Annotated in this window: 16 protein-coding genes; 12 read left to right on the top strand and 4 right to left on the bottom strand. The window is 71.6% G+C overall.

Annotated features, from left to right (window positions below):
• The first annotated feature begins 27 nt into the window (after positions 1–27).
• From V6S66_RS10420 to V6S66_RS10410, 3 genes are read left to right on the top strand one after another with little or no spacing between them, the layout of a single operon-like run.
• The gene (locus V6S66_RS10420; RefSeq protein ID WP_334206671.1) at positions 28–2,454 is read left to right on the top strand and encodes a hypothetical protein; all 2,427 of its coding nucleotides are present in this window, start codon (positions 28–30) and stop codon (positions 2,452–2,454) included.
• A complete protein-coding gene (locus V6S66_RS10415) occupies positions 2,447–3,085 on the top strand; it encodes a class F sortase (protein ID WP_334206670.1) in 639 nt (212 codons plus the stop codon). The genes V6S66_RS10420 and V6S66_RS10415 overlap by 8 nt, the downstream gene beginning before the upstream one ends.
• Positions 3,082–3,606, top strand: a complete 525-nt coding sequence (locus V6S66_RS10410) for a hypothetical protein (RefSeq protein WP_334206669.1) — start codon at positions 3,082–3,084, stop codon at positions 3,604–3,606. The genes V6S66_RS10415 and V6S66_RS10410 overlap by 4 nt, the downstream gene beginning before the upstream one ends.
• 16 nt (positions 3,607–3,622) lie before the next feature.
• Here V6S66_RS10410 and V6S66_RS10405 read toward each other — a convergent pair whose 3' ends face one another.
• Positions 3,623–3,943: a hypothetical protein gene (locus tag V6S66_RS10405; RefSeq protein WP_334206668.1), complete on the bottom strand. Its 321-nt coding sequence runs from the start codon at positions 3,941–3,943 to the stop codon at positions 3,623–3,625.
• A gap of 9 nt (positions 3,944–3,952) precedes the next feature.
• Positions 3,953–5,203: a YibE/F family protein gene (locus tag V6S66_RS10400; RefSeq protein ID WP_334206667.1), complete on the bottom strand. Its 1,251-nt coding sequence runs from the start codon at positions 5,201–5,203 to the stop codon at positions 3,953–3,955.
• A gap of 9 nt (positions 5,204–5,212) precedes the next feature.
• On the opposite strand from V6S66_RS10400, the gene V6S66_RS10395 reads away from it, so the two are divergent.
• The 3 genes from V6S66_RS10395 (at position 5,213) to V6S66_RS10385 (ending at position 8,440) form a co-directional block, all read left to right on the top strand.
• Entirely contained in the window at positions 5,213–6,013 is an 801-nt protein-coding gene (locus V6S66_RS10395) for a phosphotransferase (protein ID WP_334206666.1), read from the top strand.
• Complete coding sequence (locus V6S66_RS10390; protein ID WP_334206665.1) at positions 6,010–6,414, top strand: cupin domain-containing protein; 405 nt, start codon at positions 6,010–6,012, stop codon at positions 6,412–6,414. The genes V6S66_RS10395 and V6S66_RS10390 overlap by 4 nt, the downstream gene beginning before the upstream one ends.
• 79 nt (positions 6,415–6,493) lie before the next feature.
• On the top strand, positions 6,494–8,440 hold the full coding sequence (locus V6S66_RS10385) for an S-layer homology domain-containing protein (protein WP_334206664.1): 1,947 nt from the start codon (positions 6,494–6,496) through the stop codon (positions 8,438–8,440).
• A gap of 19 nt (positions 8,441–8,459) precedes the next feature.
• On the opposite strand, the gene V6S66_RS10380 is transcribed toward V6S66_RS10385, so the two are convergent.
• On the bottom strand, positions 8,460–9,737 hold the full coding sequence (locus V6S66_RS10380; RefSeq protein WP_334206663.1) for an ATP-binding cassette domain-containing protein: 1,278 nt from the start codon (positions 9,735–9,737) through the stop codon (positions 8,460–8,462).
• Positions 9,721–10,587, bottom strand: coding sequence for an ABC transporter permease (locus V6S66_RS10375; RefSeq protein WP_334206662.1), 867 nt, complete (start codon positions 10,585–10,587; stop codon positions 9,721–9,723). The genes V6S66_RS10380 and V6S66_RS10375 overlap by 17 nt, the downstream gene beginning before the upstream one ends.
• A 131-nt stretch (positions 10,588–10,718) precedes the next feature.
• Here V6S66_RS10375 and glf point away from each other — a divergent pair, with 131 nt between their 5' ends.
• The 6 genes from glf to holA all read left to right on the top strand — a co-directional run bounded on the left by glf (position 10,719) and on the right by holA (position 19,819).
• A complete protein-coding gene (glf, locus tag V6S66_RS10370; protein WP_334207254.1) occupies positions 10,719–11,900 on the top strand; it encodes a UDP-galactopyranose mutase in 1,182 nt (393 codons plus the stop codon).
• Positions 11,897–14,581, top strand: a complete 2,685-nt coding sequence (gene leuS, locus V6S66_RS10365) for a leucine--tRNA ligase (RefSeq protein ID WP_334206661.1) — start codon at positions 11,897–11,899, stop codon at positions 14,579–14,581. Before glf ends, leuS begins: the two co-directional genes overlap by 4 nt.
• A 142-nt stretch (positions 14,582–14,723) precedes the next feature.
• Positions 14,724–15,605, top strand: a complete 882-nt coding sequence (locus V6S66_RS10360) for a DegV family protein (RefSeq protein WP_334206660.1) — start codon at positions 14,724–14,726, stop codon at positions 15,603–15,605.
• Positions 15,606–15,738: 133 nt separating this feature from the next.
• The gene (locus V6S66_RS10355; RefSeq protein WP_334206659.1) at positions 15,739–16,569 is read left to right on the top strand and encodes a helix-hairpin-helix domain-containing protein; all 831 of its coding nucleotides are present in this window, start codon (positions 15,739–15,741) and stop codon (positions 16,567–16,569) included.
• Positions 16,550–18,826 carry a ComEC/Rec2 family competence protein gene (locus V6S66_RS10350; protein WP_334206658.1) on the top strand — a complete coding sequence of 759 codons (2,277 nt, stop codon included), beginning with the start codon at positions 16,550–16,552 and terminating at the stop codon, positions 18,824–18,826. The genes V6S66_RS10355 and V6S66_RS10350 overlap by 20 nt, the downstream gene beginning before the upstream one ends.
• A gap of 9 nt (positions 18,827–18,835) precedes the next feature.
• A complete protein-coding gene (gene holA / locus V6S66_RS10345; RefSeq protein WP_334206657.1) occupies positions 18,836–19,819 on the top strand; it encodes a DNA polymerase III subunit delta in 984 nt (327 codons plus the stop codon).
• Positions 19,820–19,822 lie beyond the last annotated feature (3 nt).

The following is a 19,822-nucleotide window of genomic DNA, read 5'->3' as shown; positions in this document are numbered from 1 at the left end:
TCATCACCATCGTCATGGAATAACGCGATGCGAGGTCTCCTCGCGTGCCTCGTCGTGGGAGCGGGCCTGGTGGTCACCGGCTCCGCGTCCGAGGCCGGCGTGAGGGTCGCGGGTCAGGCCCACGCCGCCACGTACGTCGGCGTGGAGACGTTCGAGGGTGTCATCGGCGTGTGCACCGGCAACGGGCGCGCCGCACCCACGGTCACGACCCCGCCGAGCCGGGTCCACGCGCCGCTCGCGGCGTGGGCGCTCCACGTGGCCGGTCCCGACGGCTCGGGACTGGATGACACCACCGGCGCGGCGATCGCGACGATCGTGAAGAACGACCCCGCCGTCCCGAACAACCACAAGAACGCCACACCGGACGTCGGCGTCCGTGCGCGCGTCGACCAGATCGTCGCCGAGGCCACCGCCTACGCAGGGGCGCGCTCGATCCCGCTCAGCGTCGCCTCCAGCTCGCCGACACCCGGGCAGACCTGGCAGCTCACCGGCGTGGGCATCCAGGCTCCGGGTGCCTGGATGCCCAGCCGGGCGATCGACCTCGCGATCTCCGGACCGGTCGTCTTCGAGGCCACCGGCACGAGCACGATCACGATCACGTCGACCGGAGCCCCCCAGACCCTCAACCTGCGCAGCACCGGCAACGGCGAGTTCACGGTCACGGCGTCGACCACCGTCCCGTCGAACGACGTGCACTCGCACCCGGCCGAGAGCCCGGGGCACCAGATGATCACGACGCGTGTCGGCGACGAGCCGCTCACCGGCTCGACCGGCGCGGAGCTCGCGGTGCTCGAGTACCGCCCCTCGGCGGTCACGAACACCAGCGTGGTCACGGTGGCCGAGCCCGGCGCCGAGGTGCACGACCGCATCACGATCACAGGCGCCCGTCCGTCGTCGACCGTGACGGGGCGCTCGACCCTCTACGGGCCCCTGGCCGAGAAGCCCACCGAGTCGGCGGAGGCGCCGGAGGGCACCCCCGTCGTCGGCACGGCGGAGTACGAGGTCACGGTCGACGAGGCCGGATCAGCCACGGTCGAGACTCCCGCGCTGACCCTGCCGGCGGCGGGCTACTTCGTGTGGCAGGAGGAGATCGACGGCGAGCCCGACGACGCGCCGAGTCCACGGAACCTCGGGTTCCGAGGCCGCTACGGGGTCGGCACCGAGACCTCGCTCGTCGCACCGCCGCCCGACGTCGTCACGGAGGTGAGTCGTCAGGAGGTCATGGTCGGACAACCCATCAGTGACACCGTCACGGTCGTCGGCACCGTGTACGACCACGACGGGCTGGGGCCGACGAGCACCGTGCTGACCGGCCGGGTCCACGGCCCCGTCGCCCCGGTCGACGGCAGGTGCGGCGACGTGAGCTGGAGCGCGGCGCCCATCGCCCACGAGTTCGGACCCATCACCGTCTCCGAGGGGCAGCAGCAGCTCGTCGGCGTGGGGGAGTTCGTTCCTCGCGAGGGTGGTTGCTACTCGTACGGCGAGTCCCTGGTCGCGACCAACAGCCAAGGTGAGGAGATCTACCGCGTCGACCACGCAGCCGGCCGGATCGAGCAGACGACCGTCGCTCGCACCCCCGAGGCCGTCACGCAGATCAGCTCCGTCGTCGTCGCCCCGGGCGGGTCCTTCCACGACACGGTCGACATCTCCGGGACCGCGGGTGCCACGGGCACCTTCGAGGCGACGCTGTGGGGGCCGGTCGCACCCGACCCGGAGCTCGGCTGCTGGCTCGGCACGGAGCGCTGGTCCGAGCTCATCGCTGCCAACGAGGCGAAGGAGCTGAGCACCCAGGCGATGGCGTTCACCGGCGACGGTGCGGTCGTGACGTCGCCGGTCACCGTGACCGAGCTCGGGTGCTACACGTGGTCGGAGATCTTCGCCTTCGACGACGCACCGGGTACCGAGCTCTACTCGCCGCCCGGTCTGGAGACCGAGACCGGGCTCGTCGCGGAGCCGGCGATCGCCACGGTGGCCCAGGCGAGCACGACCTACCTCGGGGGCGAGCTCAGCGACGTCATCACGGTCTCGGGCACGCAGGACATGCCGGGCACCATCACGGGCGACGTCCTCACGGCACCACCGGTCGACGGCGCCTGCACCGCAGTCGACTGGGGTCAGGCGACCAAGACCGGTCAGATCGAGCCGATCCCGACCGTCACCGACGGCGTGCACACGTCGAGCGCCACCGTGATCGACGGGGGTCAGGCGCTGTGCGCCACCTTCGTCGTCGCGTGGACCCCGGTGCACGACAAGCTGATCGGAGCCGCGGCCGTCGACGAGGCCGGCCTCCCGGCCGAGACGATCCTGTTCGTGCCCGACACCCCGGCCGTCCCGGCGGGGAGCCCGACCGACGCGTCGGTCCCGATCTGGCTCGTGCTCGGACTGCTGCTCATGACCGGAGGTGCCGGTACGTCGATCTGGCAGCTGCGGCGAGGCGTGGCGTCCGATGCGTGAGCGGCTCGTCCGGCGTGGTCTGCTCGTCGGGCCACTCGTCGCGGTCCTCGTCGGTGCTGGTCTCGTGGTGCTCGGCTGGCCGGACGACCGCCCCGAGCCCGTCAGCGCGTTCACGGCCCCGAACGCCCACCCGCAGGGTCCGCGGACGACGAGGTCCACGGCTCCGCACGACCTCGAGCCGGGCACGATCTTCATCCCGGCGCTCGACGTGTACGCCGCGCTGAGCCCGGTGGGCGTCAGCGACGGTGCGCTGGAGATCCCCACCGACCCCGCTGTCGTGGGGTGGGACGAGCATTCTTCAGCCCTCGGGGCCACCGAGGGCTCGACCTTCCTCGCTGGTCACGTCGAGGCCGGCGGCGTCGACGGTGCGCTGCACGAGCTCGCGCGCATCCCGCCAGGGTCGAGGATCTTCACGCGTGACGAGGCCGGCACGCTCCGGGAGTGGGTCGTCACGGCCTTGCAGACCTCGCGGGACAAGGCCATGGAGCCGGACTACTTCACCACCACGGGCGAGCGGCGCCTGACGATCGTGACCTGCACCGGCCCCGTCGTCGAGACCGCTGGCCGGCGCGGGTTCCGCGACTCCGTCATCGTCACTGCGGTGCCGACATCGATATCTTCGACTGCATGACGACGCTCGCCCACGTGCGGACCGCCGTGAAGCGGCTGGCTGAGGTGTCGCGGACCGAAGCTGGCGTCGAGTCGTTCGCGGTCGACGGCCAGGAGTTCCTGGCCGTCGCCGCGGACCGCTCGGCCATCGAGCTGCACCTGCCGGCCGATGACGCCGAGAACGTGCTCGTCGACATCCCCGGATCGAGCCTCGTGAAGGCGGGATCCCGCACGGTCGGAGTGGTCATTCCACTGGACGCGATGAACGGGATGCAGGCCAACGCCGTGATCGGGCGCGCCTGGGCACACCGTGCTCCGGACCGGCTCACCCCGACCTCGGCCCACACGGTGTCGGTCGACGGCGACCTCCCGCGGTCGATCGGCCGACCAGCCACGGCGGCGCTCCACGGCGCCGGCATCGCCACGCTGGCCGAGCTGGCCACACGCTCGCGGGCCGAGATCGGCGCGCTGCACGGCGTCGGCCCGAGGGCCCTGCGCCTGCTCGGCGAGGCGATCGAGGCCGCCGGGCTCTCGTGGGACTGAGTCAGGTGGGGCTGAGTCAGTCCTCGGCGGGGGGCTGCACCCGGCGGAGGGTGACGCTGCGGAGCTGACCCTCGTCGTCGAAGACCGCGTCGGTGCGGGGCTTCTCGTCGTCGGCGGAGGGGAGCACCGCGCCGGCCTTCTTCTGGCTCTCGAGGTCCTCGCGGGCATCGCCACGTCCGGGACTGAAGATGTTCTCGACCAGGCCGAGTCCGTTGCCGCCGGTGCCGAGACCGGCGCGACCACCGGGCTGGTCGAGCGAGCGCTGGAAGAGCCAGACCGCGAGGAACCCGGCGACGAGGATGCCCCCGATGACGAGGACGGGCTCCAACCAGGACATGTCGAAAGCCTACGCGTTCTCCGGGCGTCGCACCCGCCTCCCGGCTTCCTCCGGCTCCTCCTGCGCCGGCGGCGCGAGCCAGACGGCGAACGCGGTCGTGACCGGGACCGCGAGGACCAGCCCGATCGCGCCGACGAGCGTGCGCACGACCTCCTGGGCGATCTCACCGCTGGTGAGCACGTCGACCAGGCCACGCTGGTAGGCCGTGATCAGCAGCATCACGGTCATGGCCGAACCGGCGTAGGCGAACACGAGCGTGTAGACGCTGGACGCGATGTGGTCGCGCCCGATGCGCATCGCGGACCGGAACAGCTCCCACGCCGATGCAAAGGGCTGCAGGGCGCGGAGCTCCCACACGGCGCTGGCCTGGGTGACGGTGACGTCGTTCAGGACGCCGAGCCCGGCGATCACCATGCTCGCCGCGACGATCCCCTGCATCTGCAGCTGGGGCGCGGTGGCCAGCAGGAGGGCGTCGTCCTCCGACGTGAGGCCGGTGAGGTGCGACCAGTCGGTGCCGATGGCACCCGCGGCTGCCGTGAACGCGATGCCGAACAGCGTGCCGAACAGCGCCGAGGTGGTGCGGATCGATATGCCGTGCGCGAGGTAGAGGACCGCGATCATGATGCCGGTCGAGCCCACGACCGCGATCAGGAGTGGTGACTGGCCGGTGAGGATGCCGGGCAGCACGAACGTCGCCAGTGCGACGAGTGTGACCCCGATGCCGACCAGGGCGAAGAGGCCGCGCCAGCGGCCGATCAGCGCGACCAGCACCGCGAAGACGATGGCCAGCGCGGCCAGGGGGAAACCGCGCACGAAGTCGCGGAACTCGTAGCCGAACGACCCGTCCTCGATCTCGTACTGGACGAGCCGGACCTGGTCGCCCTCGGAGACGGTCCCGGCCACGAAGTTGGTCGAGTTGAGCTGGAACTCCGCGGTCTGGCCGGTCGCGTCGCCGCTCTTCACCTCGGCGGTGACGTTCGCGCAGCTGCCGGCCACCGTCGGCGTGCTGTCGATGTCGACCTGGCCGGTGCTGCCGCAGTCGAACGGCTCGAGCGAGGTGACGGTGGCCTCGACGGTCGAGACGCCCTCGCCGCCGAACGGGTCGATGTCACGAGGGACGTCGTCCGACGACGGCCACAGAATGGCCATCGCGATGCCCGTGGCGACCGCGATGGCGGCCACGACACCTCCGAGTGTGCGGGCGAGCTGGGGGCGGGCGGGCCCGCTGTCGACGGGTCCGTGACCGTGGCTGTGTGACACGATGACAGGGTGCCACGCGACGTCGCCCCGTCCGGAGAACCCACGCCGGTCGACCCCGTTCCCGAGCACCTGCCCGGTGGTTCCGGCGGGGTCTGGAAGGTCGGCCGCACGGTCCGGCGGCCCACCGGCCCCTGGACGCCGGCCGTGCACGAGCTGTTGGAGTGGCTTGCGGCCGAGGGCCTCGGCGGCATCCCGCACGTCGGGGGCGTCGACGACGACGGGCGCGAGATCCTCTCCTACGTCGAGGGCCGCGGTGTGCCCGTCGACGACGAGGTCGTGCTCGACGGCGTCCTGGTCGAGGCGGTGGGCTGGTTGCGCGACTTCCACGACCTGGTCGACTCCTACCGCCCCGACGGCCCGCGCGTCTGGCGGCAGACGGGGACCGAGCCGGTCGCGCTCGAGCCGGGCCAGATCGTCTGCCACAACGACCCGGGCGCCTACAACTGGATCATCCAGAGCGGCCACTTCGTCGCGATGATCGACTGGGACCTCGCCGGTCCCGGTGACCCGATCGACGACCTCGCCTTCCTGTGCTGGACCGGCATCCCGCTGTACCGCGACATCGGGGCCGCCGAGACCGCGCGACGCCTCGACCTGGTGGTCGACGCCTACGCCGAGTGGGGCCCGATGACCCTGCTCGACGCGGTGGAGCGCCGCATGACGACCGCGACCGAGCGGATCGCCGCCGGCATCGAGCGCGGCGACCCGGGCATGCTCAACCTGCAGACGCGCGGTGAGCCGCAGCGCACGCGCGACCGCCTGGCGGCGTTCCGCGAGCGCCGTCCCGACATCGAAGGGGCACTCTCGTGAGCGAGATCGAGCGGCTCGGCCTGGAGCAGCATCCCGAGGGTGGCTGGTTCCGCGAGACCTGGCGCTCGCCCGTCGAGGTCACGCTGCCCGACGGCCGGACTCGCGCGACGGCCACCTTGATCCACTTCTTCCTGCCGGCGGGGGAGTCGTCGGCCTGGCACGTCGTGGCCTCCGACGAGCTCTGGATCGCCCAGTCCGGAGCGGTCGGCCTCGAGCTCGCCGGCGCGGGGGAGCAGCCCGGTGCCCACGTCGAGCGGCGCACCTGCGCCGTCGAGGCCGAGCCGCAGGTGCTCGTGCCGTCCGGGGTGTGGCAGCGCACCGTGGCGTCCGACGCCGACGCCCTCGTGAGCTGCCTGGTGTCGCCCGGCTTCGACTTCGCCGACTTCCGTCTCGCCGACTGACGCGAGGCGTCCGTCCTGCGACGGGTGCACATCGCCCAAATCAGGCTCCTGTGAGCCTCGTGTGCGCTTTGATGTGGCCATGATCGGGCGGCTGAACGTATCGGGAGTGGTGCTGCTGTGCGCGGTTCTGCTCGGAGTGCTCCCGGCGGGCTCCGCGTCGGGGATCGACGCCGCGACGGCCTACACGCCGTCGCCCACGTCGCCGTTCGTGGACGTTCCAGGACCCAGCTCGGGGCGCCAGCACACGTTCTACCGTGAGATCTCCTGGCTTGCCGAGCGGGGCATCACGACCGGGTACACCTCGCCGCCCGCACGACGGTTCGACCCGTCGGCGCCCGTCCTGCGTGAGCAGATGGCCGCCTTCCTCTACCGCCTGGCGGGCGAGCCCGACGTCACGCTGCCCTCGGAGTCCCCGTTCGCCGACGTCCCGACGACGCACGCCTTCTACCGAGCCATCGTCTGGCTGCAGTCGACCCAGGTGACGACGGGCTACACCGGGACGGACGGCACCGTCACCTTCCGTGGAGGGCAGCCGGTGCTGCGCGAGCAGATGGCGGCGTTCCTCTACCGGTTCTGGACCTGGCAGGACGACGGCGCCAAGCCACCCGTGCCCACGGGAGCGACCTCCTCGTTCACGGACGTGTTCACGGGTGAGACCTTCGAGCGGGAGATCCGCTGGCTCGCGACGACCGAGGTCACCACGGGCTACGCGGAGCCCGGCGGCACGCGGACCTTCCGCGGCACGCAGTCCGTGCTCCGGGAGCAGATGGCCGCCTTCATGTTCCGCTTCGACCACGCGGTGAGGACCTCGTTCGCCGGCACCGATGGCGCCGTCGCAATGTCGACCGACGGACGCCTCGTCCTGTTCACGTCGACGCGCACCGACCTGGTGCCGGGTGACACGAACCAGGCGTCGGACGTGTTCGTGCGCGACACGTGGACCGGCCGGACGGAGCGGGTGTCGGTCTCGAGCACGGGCGTGCAGGGCAACACCGACGTGAGTCGCTACGGGGCGCCGCACATGTCGGCCGACGGCCGGTTCGTGACGTTCGCGTCGCCGGCGAGCAACCTCGTGCCCGGCGACGTGAACGCCAGGGAGGACATCTTCCTGCACGACCGCACCACCGGGGTCACGGAGCTGGTGTCGGTCAAGAGCAACGAGGAGCAGTCGCCCTCCGACTCGAGCCTCTTCGGGTCGGTGGTCTCCGACGACGGACGGTACGTCGCGTTCCACTCGCTCGCCGACCTCCTGCCGCCTGACACGAACCGCTCCGGGGCGGGCAACAACGTCTACGTCCGTGACCGACAGGCAGGGGTGACGGAGCTGGCGTCCGTCTCCACCGTGGGCCAGCCAGCGGGCCACCAGCAGGTCAGTCAGTTCGACATGTCGGCCGACGGCCGGTATGTCGCCTTCGTCACGCAGGCGGCCCACGTCGTGCCGGGCGACACCAACGAGGCCGATGACGTCTTCGTGCGTGACCGCACCACCGGGGTGACCAAGCGGGTGTCGGTGTCGACCGGCGGCGCGCAGACGCCCGCTTACGGCGGCCAGTCGGGCGAGGTCGCGATCTCGGACTCCGGCCTGGTGGTCTTCGGCTCCACTGGCGCGAACCTCGTCCCCGGCGACACGAACGCGGACTCGGACCTGTTCACGCACGACATCAGGACGGGCGTGACGGCGCGCCTCGCCCCGGCGACGCCCGGCCAGCCCGGTGGCTCCGCGGGCGGCTTCGCCCCGGCGATCTCGGACGACGGACGCTACGTGATGTTCACGTCCTACCGGCCGAACCTCGTGGCGGGGGACACCAACAACCGCGAGGACGTGTTCGTGCACGATCGTCGGACCGGCGTCACCGAGCGCGTGTCGGTCACGACGGCGGGCGCGCAGGGCAACGGTCGTCACGGCGGCGGGGCCATCTCGGGCGACGGTCGGTTCGTCTCGATCGGCACGACCGACTCCCCGCTCGTGCCCGGTCTCGAGACCCCCTACGACAGCACGTTCCTGCGAGACCGCGGCGACGTCTGACGCCCCGACTTCGCGAAGCTCAGGTCGGGTCGGGTGCGCGGACGTCCTTCTGGCGCGCGGCCCAGTCGCGGTAGCGGTGCAGGAACACCACGGCCGCCTCACGAGTAAGCGCGGTCTCGGGCCGGAACTCCATGCCGGCCGGCACCGACCACCCGGCGGTGATGCCGGTGGCGGCGAGCCACTCGATCGCGACGGCGTGCTCGTGATCGGGGGCGACGTCGATGAACCGCGGCTTCTTCGGCAACGCCACCGCGGGGGATCCGGCGAGCTCGTGGACGAGGGCGGCGAAGGCGGCGCGGTCGGCGGTGGCCCCGGCGTCGGTGGAGACGGCCTCCAGTGCCCCGGCGCCCGTGGCTCGATGGCCCGACGGGCCGCCGAAGTGCTTGAGGAAACCGGCGAGGGCTGCGTGGTCGAGTGGCTCGGCCGGGCGGAACTCGCGCTGGCCGTCGACGGTCCACCCGGTGGCGACGCCCTCGGAGGACGCCCACTCGATGTGGCTGAAGAACGGGTGTGACGTCGGCACGTCGGTGAAGGTCGGGGCGGCGTCGCGCATGCGGCTGACGGCCTCGGTGGCGGGCCCGTCGAACTTCACCTCGCCCCCTGAAAGCAGGATGCCGCGGTCACACAGGCGGGCGACCATGTCGAGGTCGTGGCTCACGACGACCAGCGTGCGGCCGGCCTCGTGCAGCTCACGGATGCGGGCCAGGCACTTCTTCTGGAACGGCTCGTCGCCGACCGAGAGGATCTCGTCGACCAGCAGGATGTCGACCTCGGTGTGGATCGCAACCGAGAACGCCAGGCGCAGGAACATGCCCGAGGAGTAGTGCTTGACCTCGGTGTCGATGAACTTCTCGATCTCGCTGAACTCGACGATGTCGTCGAAGCGCGCGTCGATCTCGTCGCGGCTCATGCCGAGGATCGCGGCGTTGAGGTAGACGTTCTCGCGACCGGACAGATCGGGGTGGAACCCGGCACCGACCTCGATCAGGCCGGCGATGCGGCCGCGGGTGCGGATCGAGCCGGCGTCGGGACGCAGCACGCCGGAGACGAGCTTGAGCAGCGTCGACTTGCCGGACCCGTTGAACCCGAGCAGCGCGACGGACTCGCCGGCCTCGACGGTGAAGTCGACGCCTCGAAGCGCGTCGAACGTCGAGGTGACGACCTTGCCGCGCAGCTTGGCGACGAACGCCTCCTTGAGCGAGTGCGTGTGGCGCAGGCGGAACGTCTTGCGGACGTCCTCGACGACGATCGCCGTGGATTCGGTGACGCGGGTGGGTCCCTCAGAGGTCCTGGGCAAAGCGACCCTCCAGTCGGCGGAAGACGAGCTGCCCCAGGGCGAGCGTGGCGATCGAGGTGACGAGGGCGATGCCGGCGTAGAGCCAGACGTCGGGAGCGATGCGGCCGCCGTCGGTCGTGGGCTGCCAGAAGCCGTGGTGCATCAGGTTCACGGCGGACGTGAGCGGGTTGAGCTGGTAGAGCGTGAACAGCCAGTCGGGGACGACGTTCCTGACCATGTCCCACTGGTAGAGCACGGGGGAGGCCCAGGGCGCCACCATCACGATGAGCTCCACGAAGTTCTGCGCGTCGCGGAACGCCACGTTGGCGGCACCGAACAGCATGCCGAGGCCCAGCGCGAAGACCGTGACGATCACGATCGCGAGGAGGACACCCAGCACCTGGACGATCGAGGGCGACCACCCGACCGCGAGGCACACCCCCAGCAGGATCACGACCTGCGGGAGAAAGTTCACGATCGCGACGTAGATCGTGGCCACGGGGAACAGCTCCCGCGGGAGGTAGATCTTCTTGATCAGCGCACCGTTGTCGACCAGCGACCGGGTGGAGTTGATGAAGGCCTCGCTGAACAGGTTGATCAGGATCAGGCCCGAGAACAGGTACACGGGGTACCGCTCGATCGAGTCGTTCAGCCGCAGGAACACGCCCAGGGCGAGGAAGTAGACCGTGAACAGGGCCGCGGGCTTGACGAACGACCAGGCCCAGCCGAGCGCCGATCCGCGATAGCGGACCTGCACGTCCTTGCGGGTCAGCAGGTGCAGGAGATAACGGCGTCGCGCGACGTCGACGAGGCCGCGTCCGCGACCCGGGTCGACCATCTCGGGCACCGGATCAGCCGTGCGAACCGACACTTGCTCTCCTCATGCGCTCCGGCACCGGCGGCGCCCTGATGGTCGGAGCGAGTGTAGCCCGCGGCCTCCGGTAACGTTGACGGCTGCGCCTCGCACGCTCGACGTCCTCCAACGACAAAGGAACTTCCGTGGTGAATGCTGATCTGCTCGTCGTCGGTTCGGGCTTCTTCGGACTCACGATCGCCGAGCGTGCGGCCGAGCACGGTCAGAAGGTCGTCGTCATCGACCGGCGCTCCCACCTCGGTGGCAACGCGTACAGCGAGTTCGAGCCGGAGACCGGCATCGAGGTGCATCGCTACGGCGCCCACCTGTTCCACACCTCCAACGAGCGCGTGTGGGAGTACGTCAACCGCTTCACCGCGTTCACGAGCTACGTGCACCGCGTCTACACCGTCCACCGGGACGAGGTGTACCCCCTGCCGATCAACCTCGGCACGGTCAACCAGTTCTTCCGCTCGGCGCACTCGCCCGACCAGGCGCGCGCGCTGCTGGCCGAGCAGGCCGGCGAGTTCGAGTCGGCCACGGCGTCGAACCTCGAGGAGAAGGGCATCAGCCTGATCGGCCGCCCGCTCTACGAGGCGTTCATCCGTGACTACACCGCCAAGCAGTGGCAGACCTCGCCGACGGAGCTGCCGCCGGAGATCATCAGCCGCCTGCCCGTGCGCTACACGTACGACAACCGGTACTTCAACGACACCCACGAGGGCCTGCCGGTCGACGGCTACACCGCGTGGCTGGAGCGCATGGCCGACCACCCGAACATCGAGATCCGCCTCGACACCGACTTCTTCGATGACTCGCACGACGCCAGCAAGGCGCAGACGCTCGGTCAGCTGCCGATCGTCTACACCGGTCCGGTCGACCGCTACTTCGACTACGAGGAGGGCCGTCTCTCGTGGCGCACCCTCGACTTCGAGCAGGAGGTGCTCCCGGTCGGCGACTTCCAGGGCACCCCGGTCATGAACTACGCCGACGCCGACACCGCCTACACCCGCATCCACGAGTTCCGTCACTTCCACCCCGAGCGGGACGCCCCGAAGGACAAGACCGTGGTCATGCGGGAGTTCTCGCGCTTCGCCGAGGGTGACGACGAGCCGTACTACCCGGTCAACACCCCCGAGGACCGCCAGATGCTCCTGGCGTACCGCGAGCGCACCGCGGCCGAGCCGCAGGTCCTGTTCGGCGGCCGTCTGGGCACCTACCAGTACCTCGACATGCACATGGCGATCGGCGCGGCGCTGTCGATGTTCGACAACCAGCTGCCCGAGCTCATGCCCGCCCTGAACGACGTCACGCCCGCGAGCCAGGCGTGAGCTTCCGGTACACCGCTGCGCTCGCGGCGGACATCGAGCAGCGCTGGCAGGACCGCTGGGAGGCCGAGGGCACGTTCCACGCGGTCAACCCGGAGGGTGACCTCGCGGATCCCGGTGCCGGCGAGCCGGGCGAGAAGTACTTCCTGATGGACATGTTCCCGTACCCCTCGGGTGCGGGTCTGCACGTCGGGCACCCGCTCGGCTACATCGCGACCGACGTCGTCGGGCGCCACCAGCGCATGCTCGGCAAGAACGTGCTGCACGCCCTCGGCTACGACGCGTTCGGCCTCCCCGCCGAGATCCACGCGATCTCCACGGGCGAGCACCCGCGGGTCAACACCGAGGCCAACATGGTCAACATGCGCCGCCAGCTGCGGCGCCTGGGCCTGGGGCACGACGAGCGGCGCTCGTTCGCCACGATCGATCCCGACTTCGTGCGCTGGACGCAGTGGATCTTCCTGCAGCTGTTCGGCTCGTGGTTCGACCCCGACCTGCAGAAGGCGCGGCCGATCGGCGAGCTGATCGAGAAGCTGGGCACCGACGACCCCGCGGTCATCGACCAGCACCGCCTGGCCTACGTCTCGGACTCGCCGGTCAACTGGTGCCCGGGCCTGGGCACCGTGCTGGCCAACGAGGAGGTCACGTCGGAGGGACGCTCCGAGCGGGGCAACTTCCCGGTGTTCACCCGCAACCTGCGCCAGTGGAACATGCGCATCACGGCCTACTCCGACCGTCTGATCGACGACCTCGACCGCGTCGACTGGCCGGAGCCGGTCAAGCAGATGCAGCGCAACTGGATCGGGCGCTCGCACGGCGCGCACGTCGACTTCTCCTCGTCGGCCGGCGCGATCCGGGTCTTCACGACCCGGCCCGACACGCTGTTCGGCGCGACCTTCATGGTGCTGTCGCCCGAGCACCCGTTGGTCGACGCACTCACGACGTCCGAGCAGGCCGAGGCGGTCGCCAGCTACCGCGAGGCCGCTGCCGCCAAGACCGACGTCGATCGCCAGGCCGACAAGCAGAAGACCGGCGTGCTGACCGGCAGCACCGCGACCAACCCCGTCAACGGCGAGCAGGTCCCGGTGCTCGTGGCCGACTACGTCCTGATGGGCTACGGCACTGGCGCGATCATGGCCGTCCCCGACGGCGACGCCCGCGACGCCGAGTTCGCCGAGGTCCTCGGCCTCCCGAGCGTGCAGGTGCTGGAGGGGGAGACCTTGGTCAACTCCAGCAACGCCGAGGTGAGCCTCGACGGCCTCGCGGTCGAGGAGGCGAAGACGCGCATCATCGCGTGGCTCGAGGAGCACGGCCACGGCACCGGCACCACGACCTACCGCCTGCGCGACTGGCTGTTCAGCCGCCAGCGGTACTGGGGCGAGCCGTTCCCGATCGTGTACGACGAGGACGGCCACCCCATCGCGCTGCCCGACTCGATGCTGCCCGTCGAGCTGCCCGAGGTGCCCGACTACTCGCCGCGCACCTTCGAGCCCGACGACGTCACGAGCGAGCCCGAGCCGCCGCTGGGCCGCGCCGAAGAGTGGGTCCACGTCACGCTCGACCTCGGCGACGGCCCGAAGCCCTACCGTCGCGAGACCAACACGATGCCCAACTGGGCCGGCTCCAGCTGGTACGAGTTGCGCTACACCGACCCGACCAACGCCGGCCAGCTCGCCTCGCCCACGAACGAGGCCTACTGGCTGGGCCCGAAGGCTGCCGGCCAGACCGGGGGCGTCGACCTGTACGTCGGCGGCGTGGAGCACGCGGTGCTGCACCTGCTGTACGCCCGCTTCTGGCACAAGGTGCTGTTCGACCTCGGCCACGTCTCGAGCGAGGAGCCGTTCCACCGGCTCTTCAACCAGGGCTACATCCAGGCGTACGCCTTCACCGACGCCCGCGGCACCTACGTGCCGGCCGACGAGGTCGTCGAGACGGTGTCGGACAGCGGCGAGTCGACGTTCACGTTCGACGGCCAGCCCGTCCAGCGCGAGTACGGGAAGATGGGCAAGTCGCTCAAGAACGTCGTGACGCCCGACGACATGTACGACGCCTACGGCGCCGACACGTTCCGCGTGTACGAGATGAGCATGGGACCGCTCGACGTCTCGCGACCGTGGGAGACCCGGGCCGTGGTCGGCGCGCAGCGCTTCCTGCAGCGGGTCTGGCGCCTCGTCGCCGACGAGGAGACGGGCGGCACCCTCGTCACCGACGACCCGCTCGACGACGCGACGCTCAAGGTCCTGCACAAGACCATCGACGGCGTCGCCGCCGACATGGACGGCCTCCGGTTCAACACCGCGATCGCGAAGCTCATCGAGCTGACCAACCACCTCACGAAGGCCGAGATCACGGCGCGCGCCGCGGTCGAGCCGTTGGCACTGATGCTGGCCCCCTTCGCGCCGCACCTGGCCGAGGAGATCTGGGCCCGACTGGGTCACGATGCCACGATCGTCCGTGCTCCGTACCCCGTGGCCGATCCCGCCCACCTGGTCGACGAGACCGTGCTGTGCGTCGTGCAGGTGCAGGGCAAGGTTCGAGCCAAGCTCGACGTGTCGGCCACGGCGACCGAGGAGGAGCTCACCGAGCTGGCCCTCGCCGAGGCGAACGTGCAGCGGGCGATCGACGGCCGCGAGGTCCGCAAGGTCATCGTTCGCGCGCCGAAGCTCGTCAACATCGTGGTCTGAGGCGCACGGCTCGTACCTCGCCGTTCCACCGGTTCGTTCCTCACCGGTGCCGGGCTGCGCCCGGGCGCTCGCCTCGCCTTCGGCTCGGTCGTGGATCCGCCGGTCGACCAGCCGGCGGCACGTCCCGCTGTACGGTTCTCCCATGGCCGGGAAGCGACGCACGAAGAAGTCCGCGGCGTTCCCCGGGGGCGTCGCGGTCGTGACCGACTCGACGGCCTCCCTGGATCCGGACGATGCCGAGCGCGAGGGCATCGCGGTCGTGCCGCTGAGCGTCATCGTGGGTGCCGACACGTACACCGAGGGTGCCGACGCCTCGGCCGACATCATCGCGGCCGCCCTCAAGGACTTCGTGCCCGTCAGCACCTCGCGCCCCAACCCCGACGAGTTCGCGGAGGTCTACCAGGCCCTGGCGAAGCAGGGGGCCACCGCGATCGTCTCGGTCCACCTGTCCAGCCGGATGTCGGGCACGCTCGACTCGGCGACGCTGGCGGCCAAGCGGTCACCGGTGCCGGTCTCGGTGGTCGACTCGCGTCAGGTGGGTCTGGCCACCGGCTTCGCAGCGGGCCTGGCCGCCCGGGCCCGTGGCGAGGGCGTCAGTGCCGAGGACGTCGCGGAGGTCGCGCGCGTGGCCGGCCAGGACTCCACGGCCCTGATCTACGTCGACACCCTCGAGTACCTGCGCCGGGGCGGCCGCGTCAACGCGGTCGGTGCCCTGATCGGATCGGCCCTCGCCGTCAAGCCCCTGCTCACGATCACCGACGGCCTCGTGGTGCCGCTCGAGAAGGTGCGCACCTCCGGCAAGGCCATCGCCCGCATGGAGACCCTCGCCGCCGAGGCCGCCGAGCAGCACGCCGCGTTCGACATCGGGGTGCAGCACCTGGCGAACGCCCAGGTCGCCGAGCAGCTGGCCGAGCGCCTCGCCAAGCGGCTCGACCTCGAGTCCCTGCCGGTCGACGAGGTGGGCGCCGTGATCGGCGCCCACGTGGGCCCGGGCACGGTCGCGGTCACCGTCACGCCGCACTGACTCCTTCGCACTGACTCCTCCGCGCTGACTCTGCGCACTGACCTCTCCGCCCAGCTCCGTCCACCGGTCTCCGTCGTCCACAGGCGGCGTCGTCGTGCCTCCGCAGGGCCTCAGTCGCGCCTAGCGTCGACCTGTGGAGACCGAGGAGACACGGGCCGAGATCGCCCGGCGCCGGCTGGCCCAGCTCGTGGCGTCGTTCGAGGACCACGTGCCCCCGGCCCCCGGTGGCTCCGCCGCGCAGGGCGTGCCGACCGCTGCCACGGACTCCGCTCGCCCAGACCCCGCTCGCCCAGACCCCGCTCGCCCTGACCCCGCTCGCCCTGACCCCGCTCGCCCTGACCCCGCTCGCTCGCACGTCCGGCGTCGTGTCACGCAGCTCCACGTGCGGGTGGTCGGTGCGGTCGTGGTCGCCGTGGTCGTGCTCCTCGCCTGGTCGGTCCTGTCCGGGCGACCCCAGTCGGCGCCGGCCGGCACGCCCGGCACCTCCGTGGCCGGACTCTCGACCGGCCCGGCCGACGGCCCCGCCTCGGGCGGGGGCGGTCCGGTCGAGACCGGCGAGATCGTGGTCGACGTCGCGGGCCACGTCCACCGACCGGGCATCGTGACGCTCCCGGCCGGGTCGCGGGTGCACGAGGCGATCGAGGCAGCGGGCGGCTTGGCCGGGGTCGTCGACACGACCTCGCTGAACCTGGCCCGCAAGCTGGTCGACGGCGAGCAGGTCCTCGTCGGCATCGCGCCGGTCTCGCCGGCCGGCGAGACCGGATCGGCGGGCGGGGCGGTGAACCTCAACACCGCCACGGTCGACGACCTGGACGAGCTGCCGGGGGTCGGCCCCGTGACGGCCCGGTCGATCATCGACTGGCGCACCGACAACGGTCCCTTCCGCAGCGTCGACGACCTGCTCGAGGTGCGCGGCATCGGCGAGGGCACCCTGGGCGACCTGCGTGACCTCGTCACCGTCTGACGAGACCGCGAGGCGCGCGCCACCACTGCGGCCACGCCACGACGCGCGCCTGGTCCCGGCGGCAGCGCTGGCGTGGGCGCTCGCGGCGTGGACTGCCGGAGAGGCGTCGACCGTCGCCCTGGGCGCGACAGGGGTCTGCGTGCTGACGGCGATGATCGTCGCCCGGCACCCGGTCGTGGTGGTCACGACCTGCCTCGTGGGGGTCGTCCTGGCGTCGACCGCGTGGCAGCTGGCGGCGGTCGAGGGTTCTCCGCTGAGGGAGTGGGCCGGCCAGGGTGTCACGGTCGAGGCCGTCGTCGCGGTCACCACGGACGCTCGCACCTACCGAGCACCCGGTGGCGACGGCATCGTCCTGAGCGCTTCGGTCCGCGAGGCGAGCTCGCGCCTGGGGCGAGTGGTTGACGGGGGTGCCGTCACGCTCTTCCTGTCGGGTCAGGCAGCCGCCGGCGTCGAGGCCGGCGAGCTGACGGTGGGCCGGTCGGTGCTCGTCTCCGCCCGGGCGTCACGCTCCGACGACACCGACGAGGTCGCCGTGCTGCGCGTCGTCGACCTGGAGCTCCTGCCCGGTGTCCCGTGGTGGTGGGGCATGAGTGAGCACGTCCGCGCCGGGGTGCGTGGTGCCGTGTCGCACGCGCCGCTCGAGCCGCGCGCCCTCGTGCCGGCCCTGGTCGACGGTGACGACGCGGCGATCCCGGACGACCTCGACGAGGACTTCCGCCGCAGCGGTCTGACCCACCTGCTGGCGGTCTCGGGCACCAACCTGACGATCGTGCTGGCTTCCGTCCTCGCGGTCGCGCGCGTCGTGGGGGTGCGGCGACGCTGGTGGTCACTCCTCGCGGTGCTCGCGGTCGTGGGTTTCGTGCTGGTCGCGCGGCCGGAGCCGAGCGTGCTCCGGGCCGCCGCCATGGGGATCGTGGGCGTCGTCGCCCTCGGCATCGGCGCGGCCGGGGGCGTCCGGGCGTTGTCGGTCGCCGTCATCGGGCTCCTTGCGATCGACCCGTGGCTCGGTCGCTCGCCCGGCTTCGTGCTCTCGGTGTGTGCCACGGCCGGGATCGTCGTGCTCGCCCCACTGTTCGTCGAGCGGATGCGATGGTGCCCTCGCTGGGTCGCCGTGGCCCTGGCGGTGCCGCTCGCCGCCCAGGTCGCGTGCACGCCGGCGCTCGTGGCGCTGAGCGGCGAGGTCTCACTGGTCGCCGTGCTGGCCAACCTGGTGGCGGGACCGGCCGTCGCCCCCACGACGGTCGCGGGTCTGCTCGGGGGCCTGGCGTGGCTCGTCTGGGAGCCGCTCGGGTCGATGTCCGGCACCGTGGCGGCGTTCGGGGCGCGGTGGATCGTGGCGGTCGGGCGCACGGCCGGCGGGCTCGAGGGTGCCGCGGTCGACTGGGAGGGGCCGTGGTGGCTCAGCCTTGTCGCACTGCCCGTGAGCGTCGTCGTGCTGTGGTGGATGCTCCGACGCCCCGCGGTGGCGGTCGGGGTCGTCCTGGCGCTCGTGGTCCTCGTGTGGCGCCCGCCCAGCCCCGGGTGGCCGCCGGACGACTGGGTGCTCGTCGCGTGCGACGTCGGTCAGGGTGACGGGCTCGTGGTCGACGCCGGCGACGGTCGGGTCGTCGTGATCGACACCGGCATGGAGCCCGGACCCGTCGACCGGTGCCTGCGCGCCCTGGGCGCCCAGCACGTGGGCGCGCTCGTCATGACGCACGCGGACGCCGACCGCGTGGCCGGATGGGCCGGTGTGGTCCGCGGGCGCCAGGTCGACGCGGTGGTGACCGGTCCGTCGGGCGGTCCCGAGGTCCCGGACGTCCCGGTCGTCACGGCGGCGGCGGGTGACGTCATCGAGGTCGGTGAGGTGCGGCTCGAGGTGGTGTGGCCGCTGCAGCGCGACGCCGAGCCGGGGGAGGACCGCAACGACCTGAGTCTCGTGCTGCGCCTGGAGGTCGACGGGATCGAGTTCCTGCTGACGGGCGACGTCGAGCCCGAGGCCCAGCGCGCGATCCTGCGTGCGGGGGTGGACGTGCGGGCCGACGTGCTGAAGGTCCCGCACCACGGCAGCGCCCACCAGGACCCGGACTTCATCGCCGCCACCGGGGCCGACGTCGCGCTGCTCAGTGCTGGTCGGGACAACCCGTACGGGCACCCGGCGCCCTCGACGCTGGACCTGCTCGCCCGTCTCGGGGCCTCGTGGTGGCGCACCGACCTGCAGGGCGACCTGGGCGTCGTCGTGCGCGACGGTCGGCTGCGTGTCCTGACGCGCGACTAGACTCGGCCCGTGCCCTCGGTCTTCGGCAGGATCCTGCTCATCACGGGCGGTTCGGAGTTCCTCGCCGACCGCACCCGGCGCCGGGCCGTCGCCGCGGTGCTCGCCCAGGAGCCCGAGTGCGAGGTCACCGAGGCCGTCGCCGGGCAGCTGGTGCCGGGTGAGCTGCTCACGATCACCAGCCCCTCGCTGTTCAGTGCCTCGAGCGCCGTCGTGGTCCACGACGTCCAGGACCTCGCCGACGACGTGCAGGCCGAGCTGCTGGCCTACGCCGCTGAGCCTGCCCCCGAGGTCGCGCTGGTGCTGGTGCACGGGGGTGGCCAGAAGGGACGCGGGCTGCTCGACAAGCTCCGCAAGATCTCGATCGTGTCGGAGGCCAAGCAGGAGCCGCCGAAGTACGAGCGCGACCACGCCGCCTGGGTGCGGCAGGAGGTCCGCCAGCTCGGCACCTCCATGTCCGAGCCGGCCGCGAGCACCCTGGTCACCGCGATCGGTCTCGACCTGCGCGCCCTGGCCGGCGCCGCCGACCAGCTCGTGGCGTCGGTGCCCGAGGGCGAGGAGGTCTCGGTCGAGATCGTGCGACGCTACTTCGGCGGGCGTGCGGAGGTGCGCGGCTACGAGATCGCCGACGCGGTGTTCGACGGCCGCCTCGACATCGCGATCGAGCGCCTGCGCTGGGCCTTCGCGGCCCGCACCTCGCCCGTCGTCATCGTCTCGGCCGTCGCGTCCGGCCTGCGCCAGCTCGTGCGCCTCGCCACGGCACCGCAGGGCCTGCGCGACGCCGAGCTCGCCAAGCACGTGGGCGCGCCCCCGTTCAAGATCCAGGGCATGCGCCGCCAGCTGAACCAGTGGGACCCGGCCGGGCTGCAGGGCGCCCTCGCCGCCGTGGCCCAGGCCGACCTCGACGTCAAGGGCGCCACCGCCGACGCCGAGTACGCCACCGAGCGCATGGTGCTGCGGGTGGCATCGCTGCGCCTGCGCCCGAGTCGAGGATGATCG

This window comes from Aeromicrobium sp. Sec7.5 (genome assembly GCF_036867135.1).
Taxonomy (GTDB): Bacteria; Actinomycetota; Actinomycetes; order Propionibacteriales; family Nocardioidaceae; genus Aeromicrobium.
This window is presented reverse-complemented; position numbering and strand designations above follow the sequence as displayed.

Excerpts from the sequence above, each read along its gene's own strand:
- V6S66_RS10410 (WP_334206669.1), top strand. The coding sequence starts at position 3,082 with ATGACGACGCTCGCCCACGTGCGGACCGCCGTGAAGCGGCTGGCTGAG.
- V6S66_RS10385 (WP_334206664.1), top strand. The coding sequence starts at position 6,494 with ATGATCGGGCGGCTGAACGTATCGGGAGTGGTGCTGCTGTGCGCGGTT.
- V6S66_RS10405 (WP_334206668.1), bottom strand. The coding sequence starts at position 3,943 with ATGTCCTGGTTGGAGCCCGTCCTCGTCATCGGGGGCATCCTCGTCGCC.
- V6S66_RS10360 (WP_334206660.1), top strand. The coding sequence starts at position 14,724 with ATGGCCGGGAAGCGACGCACGAAGAAGTCCGCGGCGTTCCCCGGGGGC.
- V6S66_RS10415 (WP_334206670.1), top strand. The coding sequence starts at position 2,447 with ATGCGTGAGCGGCTCGTCCGGCGTGGTCTGCTCGTCGGGCCACTCGTC.
- V6S66_RS10420 (WP_334206671.1), top strand. The coding sequence starts at position 28 with ATGCGAGGTCTCCTCGCGTGCCTCGTCGTGGGAGCGGGCCTGGTGGTC.